Raw genomic sequence first — 18356 nt, 5'->3', positions numbered from 1 at the left:
AAATAGAGATGATTAAGAAGATGAAAAAATCACTAGTTTCACTCACTGTTGTATCAATCCTATCAGCGAGCTCTTTTGCCGCATTCGCTGAGTCACCGCAGTTCTATGGCCGCTTAGAAATGGCACTAACAGAGTCTGATAACGGTTTAACAACACAAAATCAAAAATCGGGTACTGTGCTGGAAAATAACTTTTCTCGCCTAGGGGTAAAAGGCAGTGAGAAAATATATGAAAACATAGAGATTATTTATAATGTTGAAGTGCAAGTTAACGCTGCCACCAACGAAGCTGATGATGATTTATTTAAACCAAGAAACACCTATTTAGGGGTGAGAAGTGGTTTAGGTACTGTCATTGTTGGCCGAAATGATACGGTAATGAAAACCTCAAAAGGCACAGCTGAAGCATTTGCATTAACCAATGCCGCCTACAATAGAATGATTGCTGGGCAAGACAGGAAAGCCGATGGAATCACATACTATTCTCCTCAAATTGCCGATTTAGTCAGTGTAAATGCGACCTATTTAGTGGATAACAATTATGACTCTGGCGAAAGTCAGTACGCATTAAGCGTTACCGCTGGTGACAAAAAGCTGAAAAAACAACGTTATTACGTTGCAGCGGCTTATAACACCATTGGCGGTGTCGACGCATACCGCGGGGTTGGTCAAGTCAAAATAGGTAGTCTTAAACTAGGCGGTTTATTACAAAATACCCAAAGCCAAACCTATAGTGATAAAGAAGGTAATTCCTACTTCGTTAGCGCAATATATAACTGGAGTGGCATCAACTTTAAAGCTGAATACGGCAAGGACAAGGCCGGTTTTGGTAAGTATTTTAAAAATAATGACGTCTCTTCAGCACAATACAAGGAAGCGACCGATGTCGATATTAGCTCATTCACAGTCGGTGCCGATTACCGTCTATCAAAGTCAACGATGGTGTTTGGTCACTACGCCACCTATGAAGGTGAATATCGGGTTGCTAACACAGGCCCGACGATTGAATTAGAAGATGATAATGTATTTACCCTAGGCGTGCGCTACGATTTCTAAGTCCAATTTTTATTTCGCGTTAATATCTGCACTTATATCGATCTAGGTCTCGCTGATAAAATATGATAAACCCATCATAAATGATGGGTTTATGCTAACAAGGTAAGACTTTTTCAAATAACTTGAACTCGTTAGCAATTCCTAAAAATAATACCAAAAGTTTACAGAGTAATATTGTCAACTCGTTATACTATTGATGAATTCATAGAATAATTTGCCCATGAAAATCACACTCAAGCAACTGTCAATATTTAAAGCCATCCATATTAATGGTCAGATCTCTAAAGCAGCCAAAACATTACATATGTCAGTCCCCGCTGTCAGTATGGCGTTAAAGGATTTAGAAGGTTCATTAGGCACCCGTCTGTTTGAGAGAAGCAGTAACGGCTTAACCATTAATGATAATGGTGAAGTTATTTTGCCTTACGCCAATGAGATGCTTTCTAAAAGTAATCAATTAGAGCAGATGTTTACTGAGCGAACAGCCATCGGTGGCACCATCAAAGTTGGCAGTAGTAAAACTGCGGGTAACTATATTCTTTCAAGAATCATCCCATTATTTAAACAACAACACCCCTGTGTTGATATTAAACTAGTGATTAACAACAGTTTAGCCATCGAGAAAATGGTGTCTGAAAAAGAACTGGATTTAGGTTTTGTCGATGCCAAGCCTGGGTTAAATAATTTACAGTATCAGCAGTGGCTTAAAGATAGATTGTGTATCGTCATCGGCAGTAACAATCCAATAGCAAGCGAAACCATTACCCCTGAATTGCTGTCGCAACAATTATGGGTTATGGATGAAACCATTTCGGTGTCGAGGCTACGTAATACCCAGCTATTAAAAAGTGCCAGTATAAATATTCATCAAGAATTATCAATGAATACTATGGGCGCGATAAAACGTGCTATTGGTACTGGCATTGGCGTTAGTGTACTGCCCTACCTTGCTGTAAAAGAAGAAATAGCCAGCGGTCAACTTATTGAAATAGATTTACCAGAGTGGGATTTCGAGCGAAACTACTGGTCTATTTGGCGTAATGAAGAAGCATTAAGTCCGTTACTTGAAGAGTTCATCCAATTCTGCAATCAATAACAAAGCGATAAACTAATAAGGTTGCCAATATAAATTATGATTACTGCAGATCCGGTCATTTTTGGCTTGTTGGCCGCGATTATTGGTTTGGTATTTTATACTAGCAAGCTAAAACAAAGCTTTTGGAAACAACTTTACCGTTTTGTGCCCATTATGGTCATGATTTATGTGTTGCCATCATTTTTAAATACCTTAAACATTGTCGATGCTTCCCAAAGTCAATTACCCCACATATCCTCAAAGTATTTAATGCCCGCTTGTTTAACATTACTAATTATCAGTGTAGACATAAAATCCATTCTATTATTGGGCCCTAAAATTGTCATGCTGTTTTTAATTGCCAGCTTAGGCATTATTATTGGCGGCCCGTTAACTCTGATACTTTTTGCGAAAATAGCGCCTGAATCTATTAATTGGCTAGGTGAAGATGCTGCCTGGCGCGGAATGGCGACCTTAGCAGGGAATTGGGTTGGTGGCACAGCGAATCAACTTGCCATGAAAGAAATCTATCAGGTAAAAGAAAACTTATTTGCGATTATGATTTCGGTCAATGTAGTCTACTCAGCGATTTGGATGTCATTTTTATTAATCTGCGCCAATAATGCTGCTGCGATAGATAAAAAAACGGGTGCCGACTCAAGCAATTATCAGCGGTTAATCGCTACAAGCGAATATCAGCAAGCTCACACGGTCAAGAATATCACCATAACTGATTACATATTAATATTCAGTGTGGCATTTGGCGTGACGGGATTAGCACATATGGGGGCTGATATTCTGGCGCCATATTTTGCCGCCCACTACCCTGCAACAGAAAAGTTTAGTCTGACTTCAAATTTCTTTTGGATTGTCATCATAGTGACCACTATCAGTATTGCACTTTCAAATACCAAAGTGCGTGAACTTGAGCAATTAGGTGCATCAAAGGTCTCCACTGTCATGCTGTATATTTTGATTGCTAGTATGGGCCTTAGAATGGACTTGACCATGATTGATGACTTTCCAATCTACTTTGCCATCGGCTTTGTATGGTTAGCAATTCATAGCCTGTTCGTGATTATTGCTGGGCTAGTGATGAAAGCACCTGTGGCTTATATGGCATTAGCAAGTCAATGCTGTATTGGCGGCGCGGCATCATCCCCTGTGGTGGCAATTGCATTTCATCGCTCACTGGTACCTATCGCGATCATGTTCTCAGTATTTGGCTATGCTTGGGCAACTTACATGGCTTGGCTATGCGCCGAGATGATGCGGCTCGTATCGCAATAAAACGATGAGTTAATTTCTTACAGTGAACATATATGGATACCTGTTACTGTAATTTTAAATAGACTCTAACCTCTACAAGCTCTTGGTTGTCATCAGCTATAGCAGCTTCAACAGCCTTACTCTTAATCACATCCAAGCGTTCAATTATAAGCGGCTGGCTATCTAGAGTTAAGCCACTGGCAGCAAGCCAATGACTATAAAGATATTTTATTTTGCTATTGAGTTCTTTTTCAGAACCCAAATGATAAAACTGAGCATAACGCCCCTTAATTACAGATCTGTTCGAAAAACAACCAGACCCAGCAATAACAGGGGCTAATTCAGTAAGCTGCGCTTGATTGACACTCACACCAATATCCAGCGATAACATGGATTGATCGTCAGCTAAGGCATTAATTTGCGGATAAGGCATATCATAAACGAAATTAAAGGTGCGACTAATACTTGGCGATAAGTGATATTTTTGCCTAAATGCGCTTAAGGCATTTATCGATTGAGATAAATAACAAGCGGGTCCACGATGCTCTATAACCACTAACTCTATGGTCGTTAAATCCGATACCTGAATATTAACCTCAGCAGCAGAAAACTGCTCATGCCCTTCGGCTAGGGTACTCAGTGGTTGCTGCTTGGCAAAAAAGTTACCCCAGTTAGGCGAGTCTTGAAAGCTTTGTGGGCTTTGGCCAATACTACTTGTAAAGGTCGTAATAAAAGCGGCTGTTGACGGGTAGCCCATTTTTAACGCGACAGTATCTAAGCTAATAGTTTTATCAAAACCCAGTAACTGCGCCGCTTCAAGGTTTTTTAGCAAACGAATATAATCCTGCACTTTAGTATGAAACAGACTGTAAAATAACGCACCAAAATGCACTTCAGCAACCCCTGCAATCGCCGCTAAGCGGCTGTTGAGATTGTCATCAAACGCAGAAATTGCAGGTAGATTATTATCGATATAGCTTAACAGCACTTCAAATTGAGCATGTAAATCTTTCAATTTTTGACTAGACCTCTTAGTTTAAAACTGACTTATCTTTCATATAAACACAACTTACAAGTCCGATTTTTAATCCCATGACTGCAACAAGTTGTTTGGCTTATAAACCGCTAGATTTACTAGTAAACAGTAAAGCCATACCTTAGTTTTTTACTATATAACGGCGTTAGCCTGTCAGTTTTTGCCATCGGTAATAACTGACATCAGCAAGTTCTAGCATGGGTTTATCTTCTTCTGTATCACCATAGGCATACACTTTATCAAAATCTTGTAGGTCAAACTGAGCTAAAACTCGATTTGATTTTGCAGCGCCGCTACAGTCACCATTAATATACCGTCCGGTCAGTTTACCCTTTTTACTTTCTAGCTCTGCACATATCAGTTTAAATCCATGCTGGCGACACCATGGCGCTAAATAAACATTAAGTGATGCCGAAACCACAACAATGGTGTCACCTTGCATCTGATGCCATTGCAGACGCGCTAGCGCTTGAGGTTTGATTTGTAGATCAAAACTTGTAGCATAATCTTCGCCGATGGCCTTAATGTGTTGCTCATCTTGTTGCCAAAAAGCAAACTTAGAAATGATGCTACGCGTTCTTGACCCACCAATGAGCTGCCATTTATAAGCGGCTATCACAGGGATTAATATCGGATAACAAACGATTAAACGCCACTTAGGTACACTTGAGTAAATAAATGGCGTGTAAGTATCTTTACTTGTAATAGTTCCATCAAAATCAAACAATGCTAAGTTCATAAATATCCTTATAAGAACCTCAAAATTTTGACATAAAAAAGCCAAGGCGAACCTTGGCTTTTGTGAATTCCAATCAGCTTATTCAGCTACTGGGTATTCAACTGTTGCTTTTGCTTTTAAAGCTGCGACAACTGAACGGTAATCAGCTTCGCTGTATTGAGGTACTAAACGTTGCTTAATACTTTCAACAATATTTGCATCAATACCTTCTGCATCATTAACTTTATCCAAAGCAATAACCGCATAGCCATTAGCTAATGCAGCGGTATCAAATGAGCTTGCACCAGCATCTGGAGCTGCCATTTTAAATGCCTTAGTCGAGATAGCTTGATCAATATCTTGATTAAATCGTGCTAGCTTCTCTTTCGTTGCTACTGCAACTTCAGTGATTTCAGTGCCTGCTTTTAATTGCGCTAAATATTCATTGGCTTTTTCACTTGCGGCAAAGTTCGCTTTATCTTGCAATAAACGTGCTTCAATGCTGCTAGATACTTCAGTTAATGGCAATGTACCAGCATCTTTATGTTGCAGTAAACGAATCACAACCACATGGTTAGGTGCTAACTCAATCACTTCACTGTTCATGCCGCTACCAATAACGTCATCAGAAAATGCAGCTTTGATTAAAGCTGGAGTATTTAAATTAACAGGCGCATTATCACGAGAAAATAACGCTGTTGATTGAACCTCAACGCCTAATGCTTTAGCTGTTTCATCTAAAGTGTCAGGTATTTCGTAGCTGGTATCGGCTAAAACACTTTGTAAGCTATAAAATTCATCAACCGCTTTTTTGTTTTGAAGATCAGCGATGATTTTATCTTGCACGTCATCAAACGGCGCTGCAGCACCAGATTCCACATCGAGTAACTTGATAATGTGATAACCAAATTCACTCTTCACAATTTGTGAGTACTCACCAGTTGAAAGTGCAAATAAAGCTGAGTCAAATGCAGGATCCATTACACCTTGTTCGAACCAATCGAGTTGACCGCCCTGCTCTGCGCTAAATTGGTCATCTGAATCTGATTTAGCAACGGCAGCAAAGTCTTCACCAGCTTGTAATTTAGCTAAAGCAGCTTCGGCCTTTGCTTCATCGGCGCTATCATCGCCAGATGCAAATAAAATATGTGCAGCTAAACGTTTTTCTGGCGTTTGATATTGTTGTTGGTTGTCTTCATAAAAAGCACGCGCATCATCAACTGACGTTTCGATACCTTTAGCCAGATCTGCAACGTCCAACTCGACATATTCTAAGCTAACTTTTTCTTGGCTCATGAACTGAATTAAGTTACTTTCGTAATAGGCTTTAATCTCTTCAGCAGAAACTGTTGAAGAAGCTAAGAAAGGTGTAGAGTCCACAACTAAATAACGAATATCACGGGTTTGACCTTGAACTTCAGCTAATTGCTTTGCTTCACCATCAAGAACAAACTCACTTCCCACTAGCGCGGTTAAAAGTTGACGACGAGTCATATCAACACGCATCATATTTCTAAAGCTAGTGGTTTGATAACCTAATTGACGTAGTACAGCTAAGTAGCGGTCATTATCAAATACACCATCGGTTTGGAATGCTTGCTCATTCAGAATCGCTTGTTTAATTTGCTCATCTGAAACACGTAGTCCCAAATCTTCAGCCGCTTGGCTAATTAGCTTATCTGAAATCAAACGATCTAATACATTCTGCTTGATACCATTCATATAGTTATCATCAGCAGCTAAGGCATCAAACATTTCGCCTAGTTGTTGTTCTAAACGGCCACGTTCATTTTGGAATGCTTGTTCTAATTCATTGGCTGTGATTTCGTCACCATTAACTACTGCGGCTGGAACATCTGTCGAGGTTCCTAGGTAACTACTGACACCAGCAAATGCGAACGAAAGGATCACCAGTACTAAAATACTTTTAGCTATAACGCCCTGTGAACCTTCGCGAATTTTTTCTAACATCTGAATTCTCGCTTGTTGCGACATAATAAAATAAAAAGGCGCACCTTTTGCGGATGCGCCTTCTTGTAATTTAGACGGAGTATTCAGACGCTACCGAGGTATGCCTTATTTCTCCTAATATCAAAAAAACAAAGTTAATTCTGATACTTTATTTCGCAAAAAGCACTGTTAAAACAGTGCTTTCTACAAATGCCTTACAAAAGGCAACGATACCAACTATTTAGTTAACAGCGTCTTTTAGTGCTTTACCAGCTTTGAAGGCAGGAATGTTTGCTGCTGCAATTTTGATTTCTGCACCCGTTTGTGGGTTACGGCCAGTACGTTCTGCACGTTGACGTACTTCAAAAGTACCAAAACCAACTAGAGAAATCTTATCGCCTTCTTTAAGCGCTTCAGTAACAGCAGCAATAAAAGAATCTAGTGCACGGCCAGCGCCTGCTTTAGAAATGTCAGCACCAGAAGCGATTTTCTCGATTAGTTCAGATTTGTTCATGTCATCCCCTTGAATGTTATTTTTGCGCCGCAACCAAATCCGTCTTTGGAACGGTCTACGGAGGCTTTTTATCGTAAGTTTGATACCACACCAAACTTAGTTGGAAAACCAAAAAAAATGTACTTGAATACAGCTCAAAGTCAGATGCGCCAAGGGTTTGGTGCTAACTGACTCTCCACTTATCTAGGCTACCACAGCTTTCGTGTTTGTTAAGCCCCTTTTTTCATTTTTTTTGGGTTACTAGCAAGTTTTTTTACTGATTAGTTACTTTTTGACCACTTCGAAGCCTTTAACAGGTCTTTCTAAGGCCAATTCAAGGACTTCCTCGACCCACCTTACAGGGTGGATCTTTAAATCAGCAATCACATTTGCTGGAATTTCTTCTAAATCACGCTCATTTTCTTTAGGAATAAGCACAACTTTTATCCCACCGCGATGCGCCGCAAGCAGTTTCTCTTTCAGGCCACCAATTGGTAACACTTCACCACGAAGGGTAATTTCACCCGTCATCGCTACGTCACTTTTAACCGGGTTGCCGGTTAAACTTGATACTAAAGCAGTACACATTGCCGCACCTGCTGAAGGACCATCTTTTGGCGTTGCACCTTCTGGTACATGAACATGGATATCACGCTTTTCATAAAAGTCGTTATTGATCCCCAACTGCTCTGCGCGGCCTCTAACAACGGTCATTGCAGCTTGAATTGACTCTTGCATCACGTCACCTAGCGAACCGGTATAAGCAAGTTTGCCTTTACCTGGCACCGAAGTGGCTTCAATGGTCAGTAAATCACCACCAACTTGAGTCCATGCAAGGCCAGTAACTTGACCAATTTGATTGTTAGATTCAGCTTTACCGTAATCAAAGCGCTGCACACCTAAGAAAGATTTCAGGTTATCTTGATCCACAACAACGGTTTTCACTGACTTATCAAGCAAAATCATTTTTACGACTTTACGACAAACTTTAGACAGCTCACGCTCTAATGAACGCACGCCAGCTTCACGGGTGTAATAACGGATCATGCCAATAATGGCACTGTCTTCTATGGTTATCTCACTCGCTTTTAAGCCATTACGCTCAATCTGTTTGGTTAATAAATGCTTCTTAGCAATATTAAGCTTTTCATCTTCGGTGTAACCCGATAAACGGATCACTTCCATACGGTCAAGTAATGGTCCAGGGATATCCATTGAGTTTGAGGTAGCGACAAACATTACGTCTGATAAGTCGTAATCCACTTCAAGGTAATGATCGTTAAATGCTGAGTTTTGTTCAGGATCTAATACTTCTAATAATGCTGACGATGGATCGCCGCGCATATCAGAACTCATTTTATCAATTTCATCTAATAGGAATAATGGGTTTTTAACGCCCACTTTAGCCATTTTTTGAATGACTTTACCTGGCATAGAACCAATATAAGTACGACGATGACCACGGATCTCGGCTTCATCACGCACACCACCTAATGCAACACGCACATACTTACGACCTGTCGCCTTTGCAATTGACTGACCGAGTGACGTTTTACCGACACCTGGTGGGCCCACTAGACAAAGAATTGGCCCTTTAAGCTGTTTAACACGGCTTTGTACCGCAAGATACTCTAAAATGCGCTCTTTAACCTTCTCAAGCCCATGGTGATCGGTATCAAGAATGGCTTCAGCTTTTGATAAATCACGCTTAATTTTAGAACGCTGACTCCAAGGTACCGAGGTCATCCAATCGACATAGCTTCTGACAACAGTCGCTTCTGCAGACATTGGAGACATCATCTTCAGTTTGTTTAACTCAGCTTCGGCTTTATCTTTGGCTTCTGCTGGCATTTTAGCCTCAGTGATCTTCCGAGCTAATACTTCAAACTCATCTTGGCCTTCATCAAGATCGCCTAATTCTTTTTGAATGGCTTTCATTTGCTCATTCAAATAGTATTCGCGTTGACTCTTTTCCATTTGTTTCTTAACGCGGCCACGGATACGTTTTTCAACTTGTAATAAGTCAATCTCGCCTTCCATCATCGCCATTAAGTATTCAAGGCGCTCACCAACATTAATCATCTCAAGCACAGACTGTTTGTCTTCTAGCTTAAGTGGCATATGCGCCGCCATGGTGTCAGCAAGGCGCGCTGCTTCTTCAATACCGGTTAATGAAGTGAGCACTTCAGGCGGTATTTTCTTGTTAAGCTTGATGTAACCTTCAAATTGACTGATTGCACTGCGGACTAAGACTTCTTCTTCTTTGTCAGCTAAGTCTTCAGAAGCTAAGTATTCAGCTGTCGCGACAAAGAATTCATCTTCTTGGGTGTAAGCGGTTACTTTTGCACGCTGACCACCTTCAACTAAGACTTTAACGGTCCCGTCAGGTAGTTTTAATAACTGCAAAATTGAGGCTACGGTACCGACGTCGAAAATATCTTCTTTTGTTGGCTCGTCTAAATCAGCTTCTCGCTGTGCGACCAATAAAATTTGCTTGTCTTGTTCCATTGCCGATTCGAGACAACGAATAGATTTCTCTCGTCCGACGAACAACGGAATTACCATATGGGGATAAACCACTACATCTCGCAGTGGCAGCACGGGGAGTTCGATATGCGCTTCACGCTCTTGGGTCATAGTTCGATTCCGTTTGATGAATGGATTTTATAAGTCAGTATATTGGGATGTTTCTCAAACTTTCAATGGTTAATACGAAAAAAGGAGCCCAATGGACTCCTTATTTTTAATAAAAGACTAAATCGTCTATTTATTGTTCACCACCAGCAACTTGGCTTTCGGCATTTTCGTAAATTAGGATTGGTGCGGATTCGCCTTTTACTACAGACTCATCAACAACGGCCTTAATCACGCCTTCCACTGAAGGGATGTCATACATGGTATCGAGTAAAATATCTTCGATAATTGAACGAAGTCCACGAGCACCGGTTTTACGGGTCATTGCTTTATGAGCAATGGCTTTAAGCGCATCTTCGCGGAACTCTAACTCAACATCTTCCATCTCAAATAAGGCACCATATTGCTTAGTAAGTGCATTTTTAGGTTGAGATAAGATTTGAACCAATGCAGATTCATCTAATTCAGTTAGCGTCGCAACAACAGGTAAACGACCGATAAACTCAGGGATCAAACCAAATTTAATTAAATCTTCTGGTTCAACCTTACCTAATGTTTGCGAAATAGTCGCTTTATCTGCATCACCTTTAACTTCAGCGCCAAAACCGATACCAGTACCTGTTAAGCCACGTTGCTCAATAACTTTTTCAAGCCCAGCAAACGCACCACCACAAATAAATAAGATCTTTGAAGTATCAACTTGCAAAAACTCTTGTTGTGGATGCTTACGACCACCTTGAGGTGGCACAGAAGCAACAGTACCTTCAATTAGTTTTAGTAGCGCCTGCTGAACACCTTCACCCGATACATCACGAGTTATAGAAGGATTGTCAGATTTACGACTAATCTTGTCGATTTCATCGATGTAAACAATACCACGTTCCGCTTTTTCAACGTCGTAATCACATTTTTGCAGAAGTTTCTGAATAATGTTTTCAACGTCTTCACCCACATAACCTGCTTCAGTTAATGTGGTTGCATCAGCCATAGTAAACGGCACATCAAGTGAACGCGCTAAGGTTTCAGCCAGTAATGTTTTACCACTACCTGTAGGCCCAATAAGTAAGATATTACTTTTACCAAGCTCAACACCTTCAATCGGCGTACCATTACGTAAGCGCTTATAGTGATTATAAACCGCTACCGATAGCACCTTTTTTGCCTGATTCTGACCAATGACGTAATCATCGAGGTGATTACGTAATTCGTGTGGCGTTGGTAATTGGTCTTGATCGCGTTTAGGCGAAATTTCTTTTATCTCTTCACGAATTATGTCATTACATAACTCGACACATTCGTCACAAACATATACTGAAGGTCCAGCAATTAGCTTTCTAACTTCATGTTGGCTTTTCCCGCAAAAAGAGCAGTACAGCAGCTTACCGCTGTCACCGGAATTTTTGTTATCGCCCATTAACTCTACCTCTGTTACAGCCTAGACACTGTCTGTAGAAAACCATCTGTACTGTTTAAATGCACAAACACAGTCTTATATTTTAATACTCTATTCTTCAAAGAATAGCGCACTCAGGCGTAAAGATCAGCTACGCTTTTCAAAAACTGAATCAACTAAACCATAATCGGCTGCTTCTTGAGCACTCATGAAGTTATCACGGTCAGTATCACGTTCAATGATTTCCATTGGTTGACCGGTATGTTCCGCCAACATTTGGTTCAATTTGTTCTTAATGCCAAGAATTTCTTGAGCATGAATTGCAATATCTGAAGCCTGACCTTGGAAACCGCCTAATGGTTGGTGGATCATCACGCGAGAATTAGGTAAACAATGACGTTTGCCTTTTGCGCCACCAGCAAGTAAAAAAGCGCCCATGCTTGCTGCTTGACCAATACATACTGTACTGACATTTGGCTTGATAAACTGCATGGTGTCATAAATCGCCATGCCGGCTGTTACTGAGCCTCCTGGCGAGTTAATGTAAATTGAAATATCTTTGTCTGGGCTTTCTGATTCTAGGAACAATAATTGCGCCACGATCAAATTAGCCATGTGTTCTTCAACCTGGCCAACCAAGAAAATTACACGCTCTTTTAATAAACGAGAGTAAATATCATATGAACGCTCACCTTTTGCTGTTTGTTCAACAACCATAGGTACGAGAGCATTGAGTACAGATTCTGGCGCTTTATGCATTTTATACTTTCCCTAAAATAAAAATGGCTCGTATGAGAACCTCATACGAGCCATTATAAATGGCGAACCGCCAATCAAGTCAAGCGAAGGTTACGCTTTACCTGTTGCCTTGTTCATAAATTCTTCAAAAGCAACTTCTTTTAGAGTTACTTTTGCTGATTTTAATAGCACTTCAACAGCTTGCTCTTCAAGAGCTACGTTACGCATGTTCTGCATAAGCTCTTTGTTGCCATTGTAGTATTCAACAACTTCAGTTGGATCTTCGTAAGCAGAAGCCATTGAAGCGATTAAACCTTGAACGCGCTCATCTTCAGCTTGAAGTTCATTCGTTTTGATTACTTCGCCTAATAATAGACCAACTTTAACGCGACGCTCAGCTTGCTCAGTGAATAGATCAGCAGGAAGCTCAGGCATGTTTTCAGCTTGACCACCAAAACGTTGCATAGCTTGTTGACGAAGAACATTAACTTCACCATCAACTAGTGCTTTAGGAATAGTAATGTCGTTAGCAGCTAATAAGCCTTCGATAACTTGCTCTTTAACATTCGCTTTAAGCGCTTGATCAAGTTCACGAGTCATGTTTTTACGGATTTCAGCTTTAAGGGCTTCTAGGCCACCTTCAGCAATACCGAATAATGAAGCGAACTCGTCATTTACTTCTGGTAATTCTGCAGCTTGAACTTCGGTAAGAGTAATAACGAAATTAGCCGCTTTACCTTTTAAGTTTTCAGCGTGGTAATCTTCAGGGAAAGTGACTTCAACTTCAAATTCTTCACCGGCTTTATGACCAATGATGCCAGTTTCAAAACCTGGGATCATACGGTTGCTACCAAGCTCAAGTTCGAAATCGTCAGCTTTGCCACCTTCAAATTCTTCACCTTCAACTGAACCAACAAAGTTCATTTTAACTTTGTTGCCTTCTTCAGCAGCAGTTTCAACTACAGCGAAAGTAGCGTGTTGCTTGCGAAGCGTTTCAATCATGGTGTCAACGTCAGCGTCATTAACTTCAGCTTGTGGTTGTTCAACAGCGATTGCATCTAAACCAGTTAATTCAACTTCTGGGTAGATTTCAAAAGTAGCAACGAACTCGAAGTTCTCGCCTTCTGCTTTACTAGGAGCAAATACTGGTGCGCCAGCTGGGTTTAGTTTTTCAGCCATGATAGCTTCAATGAAGTTGCGTTGCATAACTTCACCGGTCACATCTTGACGGATAGCTTTACCGTAACGTTGGTTGATTACTGATACTGGTACTTTACCTGGACGGAAACCAGAGATCTTTGCACGCTTCGCTTCACGTAATAAATTGTCTTTAACTAATTTCTCAATTTGCTCAGCAGGTACAGAAATTGTTAGGCGACGTTCTAGGCCTTGAGTTGTTTCAACAGAAACTTGCATTGTTTTACCTCGAAATATGTCTGACGTCCTTTGTAATAGTCGAAAACTCAACTATTAAATATTCATTTCTTGATGATTAATGTTTACTAATAAAAGTAGTGATACAGCAGCGTTTAAGCGCTGTTACCCGTAGTAATCCGTATTAGATATTTATCAAGACGCGACATTATAGCGACCGTTTACTGCCGAGTCGAGTCTGAAAACGCGGTTAAATGGGGATTTTAGACATAAAAAAAGCGACCTTAGGTCGCTTTTTCTACAACTGTGCATTATCAATGCAAAATTTGGGGTGACTGATGGGGCTCGAACCCACGACAACCGGAATCACAATCCGGGGCTCTACCAACTGAGCTACAATCACCATAATTTGGTACGCCCGGCAGGATTCGAACCTGCGACCACCCGCTTAGAAGGCGGGTGCTCTATCCAACTGAGCTACGGGCGCATGGTTTACAGATAAATCTGTATATCCTACTAGCGTGATAAGTTGCTTTGGTTAACAACTTATCTTTTTACAGCTTATTCATAAAACCGAAGCTTTACAAATAAATAAATTTGGTCGGTGATAGAGGATTCGAACCTCTGACCCTCTCGTCCCAAACGAGATGCGCTACCGGGCTGCGCTAATCACCGAGATGTTCAATGCTACAATGTTTATTTTCTTTAAACACCTTCGCTGTGAGAACGGAGCGCATATTAACGAGTCACTTTCCTATCGTCAACGATTTTTTTGACAAACTTGTTCAGCTGCTGTTTTAACAAACAAAAAATTCTGTTTTTAAAAAATCACTAAGGCAATATTCATGACATGACTTTAGCTGACTGATAGAATACGCTTCGTTAATTTCGTCTTATTATCGCGCCATAAAGGAAACTATACCCCCATGACTGCCCAAAATATTGATGGCAAAGCGATCGCTCAATCTATTCGAACCACTTTAAAAGAAAAAGTACTTGCCCGTAAAGAAGCAGGTAAAAGAATTCCTGGCTTAGCGGTCATCTTAGTTGGTGCAGATGCTGCGTCACAAGTCTATGTAGGAAGTAAGCGCCGCGCGTGTGAAGAAGTCGGCTTTCAATCTTATTCATATGATTTAGAGACCACGGCCACTGAAGCAGAATTGTTAGCCTTAATTGATCAATGCAATGATGACCCTAAAATTGATGGCATTTTAGTGCAACTGCCATTACCTGCACACATTGAAGAATCTAAAGTCATTGAGCAAATTCGCCCTGATAAAGATGTTGATGGTTTCCACCCTTATAATGTCGGCCGACTTGCTCAGCGCATCCCAGTGCTGCGTTCATGTACGCCAAAAGGCATTATGACCTTGATCAATTCAACGGGTGTAGATACATATGGTCTTGATGCAACGATTGTTGGCGCGTCTAATATTGTCGGTAGACCAATGACATTGGAGCTACTACTTGCAGGCTGTACTACGACCACCTGTCATCGCTTTACTAAAAACCTTGAACAAAAGGTACGCCAAGCTGACTTGTTGATTGTTGCAGTAGGTAAACCTGGTTTTATTGCTGGTGATTGGATTAAACCTGGTGCGATTGTTATCGATGTGGGCATTAACCGCTTAGACAATGGCCGCTTAGTGGGTGATGTAGAATTTGACCTTGCTGCTGAGAAAGCGGCATTCATTACCCCAGTACCCGGTGGTGTAGGTCCGATGACAATTGCCAGCTTACTAGAAAATACCTTATATGCTGCTGAGACTTACCACGACTAAACCTTTGTTTAATCAGAGTTAATAATTGTATTAACTAAAAAAGCCTGCTAATGCAGGCTTTTTTATGGCGGATTAAACTTAGACGTTACTTTTTACGCCAAGTTGTTACACCATTTTCGCCATCTTCCAGAATAACCCCAAGGGCATTTAGTCTATCTCTAGCGATATCTGCAGCAGGCCAATCTTTTTCAGCGCGGGCGCGATTACGTTCAACGATCAAGGCCTCAATTTCAGCGACTTCATCATCACTGCCCTCGCCTTGGAAATAAACATCAACATCGTTGCTGATAATGCCTAGCACGTCTGTTAATTGCTTAAGGCTAACACCTAAGGCGCTGGCTTGCGCCATATCAACTGATTTAAGACGGTTAATCTCACGTACCATATCAAAGATAACCGAGTAGGCTTCTGGTGTATTAAAATCATCATCCATCGCCAGTTTAAATTTACCGACATACTCAGGTGCAGCTGCTGGAGCAACTGATAAATCTAAGCCTTTTAACGAAGTATAAATACGTTCTAAAGCCGACTTAGCTTGCTTTAAATTATCTTCAGAATAATTTAGCTGGCTACGATAGTGACCCGATAATAAGAAGTAACGTACTGTTTCTGGATCGTAATGTTCTAACACATCTCTGATTGTGAAGAAGTTGCCCAGTGATTTAGACATTTTTTCTTTATCAACCATCACCATGCCAGTATGCATCCAGTAGTTGACATACTTTGAGCCATGAGCACAGCAAGACTGCGCAATTTCGTTTTCATGATGTGGGAACTGTAAATCGCTACCGCCGCCATGAATATCAAAGTTTTCACCTAAGTGTTTGCCATTCATTGCAGAACATTCAATGTGCCAGCCAGGACGACCAGGCCCCCATGGAGACTCCCACGTTGGTTCGCCAGGTTTTGACATTTTCCACAACACAAAATCCATAGGATTACGTTTAGCAACTTCCACTTCAACGCGCGCGCCAGCTTGAAGCTGTTCAAGGTTTTGTCCTGATAAGCGGCCATATTCCGCAAATGAAGCCACACTAAAGAGCACATCGCCATTGTCAGCAACATAAGCATGCTCTTTAGCGATGAGTGTCTGCACCATGTCGATGATCTCATCAATATGCAGGGTCGCTCTTGGTTCGAAATCTGGGCGTAGCATATTTAATGAATCAAAATCATTGTGCATCTCACCAATCAAACGCTCAGTGAGTGAGTCACAACTTTCGTTATTTTCAGCGGCGCGTTTAATGATTTTATCGTCGACATCTGTGATGTTACGTAAGTAGTTCACCGCATAGCCACTATAACGTAAGTAGCGAACTATCATATCGAAAGACACAAAAGTACGACCATGACCAATGTGACATAAATCATATATGGTGATCCCACATACATACATGTCAATCTTGCCAGGGTTAATCGGTTTAAACTCTTGCTTTTCACGACTCATACTATTGTAAATTTTCAACATCGATGGTTCTCTTTTACTCTTAATAAAACTCAATTTAATTGCCACAAAGTCTACCATGAGCAACACTGTTTTGAACACTGCACTTTAAGCCTCACGTAAGATAAGTTAGAATCGCGCAACAATTTTTATCTAGGTAATTAAATATGATCACTTTGCACACAAATATGGGCGACATCAAAATCGCTTTAAATGCTGAAAAAGCACCTTTAACTGTTGAAAGCTTCATTAAGTACGTAAAAGAAGGTTTCTACGACGGTACTATTTTTCACCGTGTGATTGATGGTTTCATGGTACAAGGTGGTGGCTTTACTGAAGATATGGTTCAGAAAACCCCTCATGCTGCAGTTAAAAATGAAGCGAACAACGGCTTATCAAACAAAGTCGGTACCTTAGCGATGGCGCGTACATCTGATCCGCATTCAGCAACATCACAGTTTTTTATCAATGTGAATGACAACACTTTCTTAGACTTTAAAGCCGAAACATCTCAAGGCTGGGGCTATTGTGTATTCGCTGAAGTTGTTGAAGGTCTTGATATTGTCGAGAGAATCAAAACTGTTAGCACTGGTAACCGTGGCATGCATCAAGACGTACCACTAGAAGCTGTTATCATTAACAGTGCAAGCATTGCTGAATAATCATTAATGCAGACTGTTTTTATGGGCGATTTGCACTTAAGTGCAGACCGCCCAGATATTAGCCAAGCTTTTATTCGCTACCTCAACTCAGATCTTGCTGATGTTGAAGCGATTTATATCATCGGTGACTTGTTTGAAGTCTGGACCAGTGATGATATTGCCGAGCCCTTTACTGACGAAATAGCCACCCATCTAAAACGTGTCGCCACAAGCATCCCTATTTATTTTATCCACGGTAATCGAGATTTTATGATTGGCAAATCATTTGCTCGTAAAGCTGGAATGATCATACTTCCAGAAGTTGTCGAGTTAGATTTGTATGGGATAAAAACAGTAGTCTTGCATGGTGATAGCCTTTGCACGCTCGATAAGGCTTATCAAAGATTTAGAAGCTTCAGAAATTCATCATTCGTGAAATGGATTTACCGTAACTTGCCTAAATCAACGCGACAGAACATCGCTGCTGATATTCGCAAAAAAAGTCAAAAAAGCAATCAACAAAAAAGCTATACCATTATGGATGTTGAGCAATCAGCCGTTGACAGCCTACTGCTAAAAACCAACTGCCAAAGAATGATCCATGGCCATACCCACCGTCCGGCAATACATCAATTAGCCGATAACAAGCAGCGCATTGTGGTTGGTGACTGGTACGAGCAAGGCAGCATACTGATTGTCGACCAATACACTGCCAATCTTAAACAACTGCCCTTGCTAACTTGAGGACTTCAAAT

The 18356-nt window shown here is 40.9% G+C and carries 15 protein-coding genes and 3 tRNA genes; 6 read left to right on the top strand and 12 right to left on the bottom strand.

The genetic code is table 11. The features are described from left to right. Window positions 1-20 precede the first annotated feature (20 nt). The 3 genes from Q4591_RS05895 to Q4591_RS05885 all read left to right on the top strand — a co-directional run bounded on the left by Q4591_RS05895 (window position 21) and on the right by Q4591_RS05885 (window position 3420). Complete coding sequence (locus Q4591_RS05895) at window positions 21-1055, top strand: porin (RefSeq protein ID WP_303459924.1); 1035 nt, start codon at window positions 21-23, stop codon at window positions 1053-1055. A 220-nt stretch (window positions 1056-1275) separates the two neighbouring features. Further along, window positions 1276-2151: a LysR family transcriptional regulator gene (locus Q4591_RS05890; RefSeq protein ID WP_102440522.1), complete on the top strand. Its 876-nt coding sequence runs from the start codon at window positions 1276-1278 to the stop codon at window positions 2149-2151. Window positions 2152-2187: 36 nt separating this feature from the next. After that, entirely contained in the window at window positions 2188-3420 is a 1233-nt protein-coding gene (locus Q4591_RS05885) for a DUF819 domain-containing protein (protein WP_102440521.1), read from the top strand. A gap of 43 nt (window positions 3421-3463) precedes the next feature. Here Q4591_RS05885 and Q4591_RS05880 read toward each other — a convergent pair whose 3' ends face one another. From Q4591_RS05880 to Q4591_RS05830, 11 genes are all read right to left on the bottom strand, one after another. Continuing rightward, complete coding sequence (locus Q4591_RS05880; protein WP_303459920.1) at window positions 3464-4414, bottom strand: GyrI-like domain-containing protein; 951 nt, start codon at window positions 4412-4414, stop codon at window positions 3464-3466. A gap of 166 nt (window positions 4415-4580) precedes the next feature. Then, window positions 4581-5174: an HAD-IB family hydrolase gene (locus Q4591_RS05875; protein WP_102440519.1), complete on the bottom strand. Its 594-nt coding sequence runs from the start codon at window positions 5172-5174 to the stop codon at window positions 4581-4583. Between the two features lie 78 nt (window positions 5175-5252). Next, window positions 5253-7124, bottom strand: coding sequence for a SurA N-terminal domain-containing protein (locus Q4591_RS05870; protein WP_102476389.1), 1872 nt, complete (start codon window positions 7122-7124; stop codon window positions 5253-5255). Window positions 7125-7344: 220 nt separating this feature from the next. Beyond that, entirely contained in the window at window positions 7345-7617 is a 273-nt protein-coding gene (locus Q4591_RS05865) for an HU family DNA-binding protein (RefSeq protein WP_076536981.1), read from the bottom strand. Between the two features lie 264 nt (window positions 7618-7881). Next, window positions 7882-10233 carry an endopeptidase La gene (gene lon / locus Q4591_RS05860; protein ID WP_303459917.1) on the bottom strand — a complete coding sequence of 784 codons (2352 nt, stop codon included), beginning with the start codon at window positions 10231-10233 and terminating at the stop codon, window positions 7882-7884. A gap of 130 nt (window positions 10234-10363) precedes the next feature. Next, window positions 10364-11644: an ATP-dependent protease ATP-binding subunit ClpX gene (clpX, locus tag Q4591_RS05855; RefSeq protein ID WP_076536985.1), complete on the bottom strand. Its 1281-nt coding sequence runs from the start codon at window positions 11642-11644 to the stop codon at window positions 10364-10366. Between the two features lie 126 nt (window positions 11645-11770). Continuing rightward, entirely contained in the window at window positions 11771-12382 is a 612-nt protein-coding gene (gene clpP / locus Q4591_RS05850; protein WP_076536986.1) for an ATP-dependent Clp endopeptidase proteolytic subunit ClpP, read from the bottom strand. Between the two features lie 90 nt (window positions 12383-12472). Continuing rightward, entirely contained in the window at window positions 12473-13777 is a 1305-nt protein-coding gene (gene tig / locus Q4591_RS05845; RefSeq protein ID WP_102440517.1) for a trigger factor, read from the bottom strand. Between the two features lie 285 nt (window positions 13778-14062). Further along, a tRNA-His gene (locus Q4591_RS05840) sits at window positions 14063-14138 on the bottom strand. Window positions 14139-14145: 7 nt separating this feature from the next. Continuing rightward, window positions 14146-14222, bottom strand: a tRNA-Arg gene (locus tag Q4591_RS05835). Window positions 14223-14333: 111 nt separating this feature from the next. Next, window positions 14334-14410, bottom strand: a tRNA-Pro gene (locus tag Q4591_RS05830). 251 nt (window positions 14411-14661) lie between these two features. Between Q4591_RS05830 and folD the strand changes: the two genes are divergently transcribed. Continuing rightward, window positions 14662-15516 carry a bifunctional methylenetetrahydrofolate dehydrogenase/methenyltetrahydrofolate cyclohydrolase FolD gene (gene folD / locus Q4591_RS05825; RefSeq protein WP_102476354.1) on the top strand — a complete coding sequence of 285 codons (855 nt, stop codon included), beginning with the start codon at window positions 14662-14664 and terminating at the stop codon, window positions 15514-15516. An 85-nt stretch (window positions 15517-15601) separates the two neighbouring features. On the opposite strand, the gene cysS is transcribed toward folD, so the two are convergent. Next, entirely contained in the window at window positions 15602-16984 is a 1383-nt protein-coding gene (cysS, locus tag Q4591_RS05820) for a cysteine--tRNA ligase (protein ID WP_102519805.1), read from the bottom strand. Window positions 16985-17127: 143 nt separating this feature from the next. On the opposite strand from cysS, the gene Q4591_RS05815 reads away from it, so the two are divergent. After that, complete coding sequence (locus tag Q4591_RS05815; protein ID WP_303459913.1) at window positions 17128-17622, top strand: peptidylprolyl isomerase; 495 nt, start codon at window positions 17128-17130, stop codon at window positions 17620-17622. 6 nt (window positions 17623-17628) lie between these two features. Further along, entirely contained in the window at window positions 17629-18345 is a 717-nt protein-coding gene (locus tag Q4591_RS05810; RefSeq protein WP_102476356.1) for a UDP-2,3-diacylglucosamine diphosphatase, read from the top strand. The last annotated feature ends 11 nt before the right edge of the window (window positions 18346-18356 follow it).

It is taken from the genome of Shewanella sp. 3_MG-2023 (assembly GCF_030548765.1).
In the GTDB taxonomy this organism is placed as follows: Bacteria; Pseudomonadota; Gammaproteobacteria; order Enterobacterales; family Shewanellaceae; genus Shewanella.
Note: the sequence above shows the minus strand (reverse complement) of the source record. Positions and strands in the feature narration are given on the sequence as shown.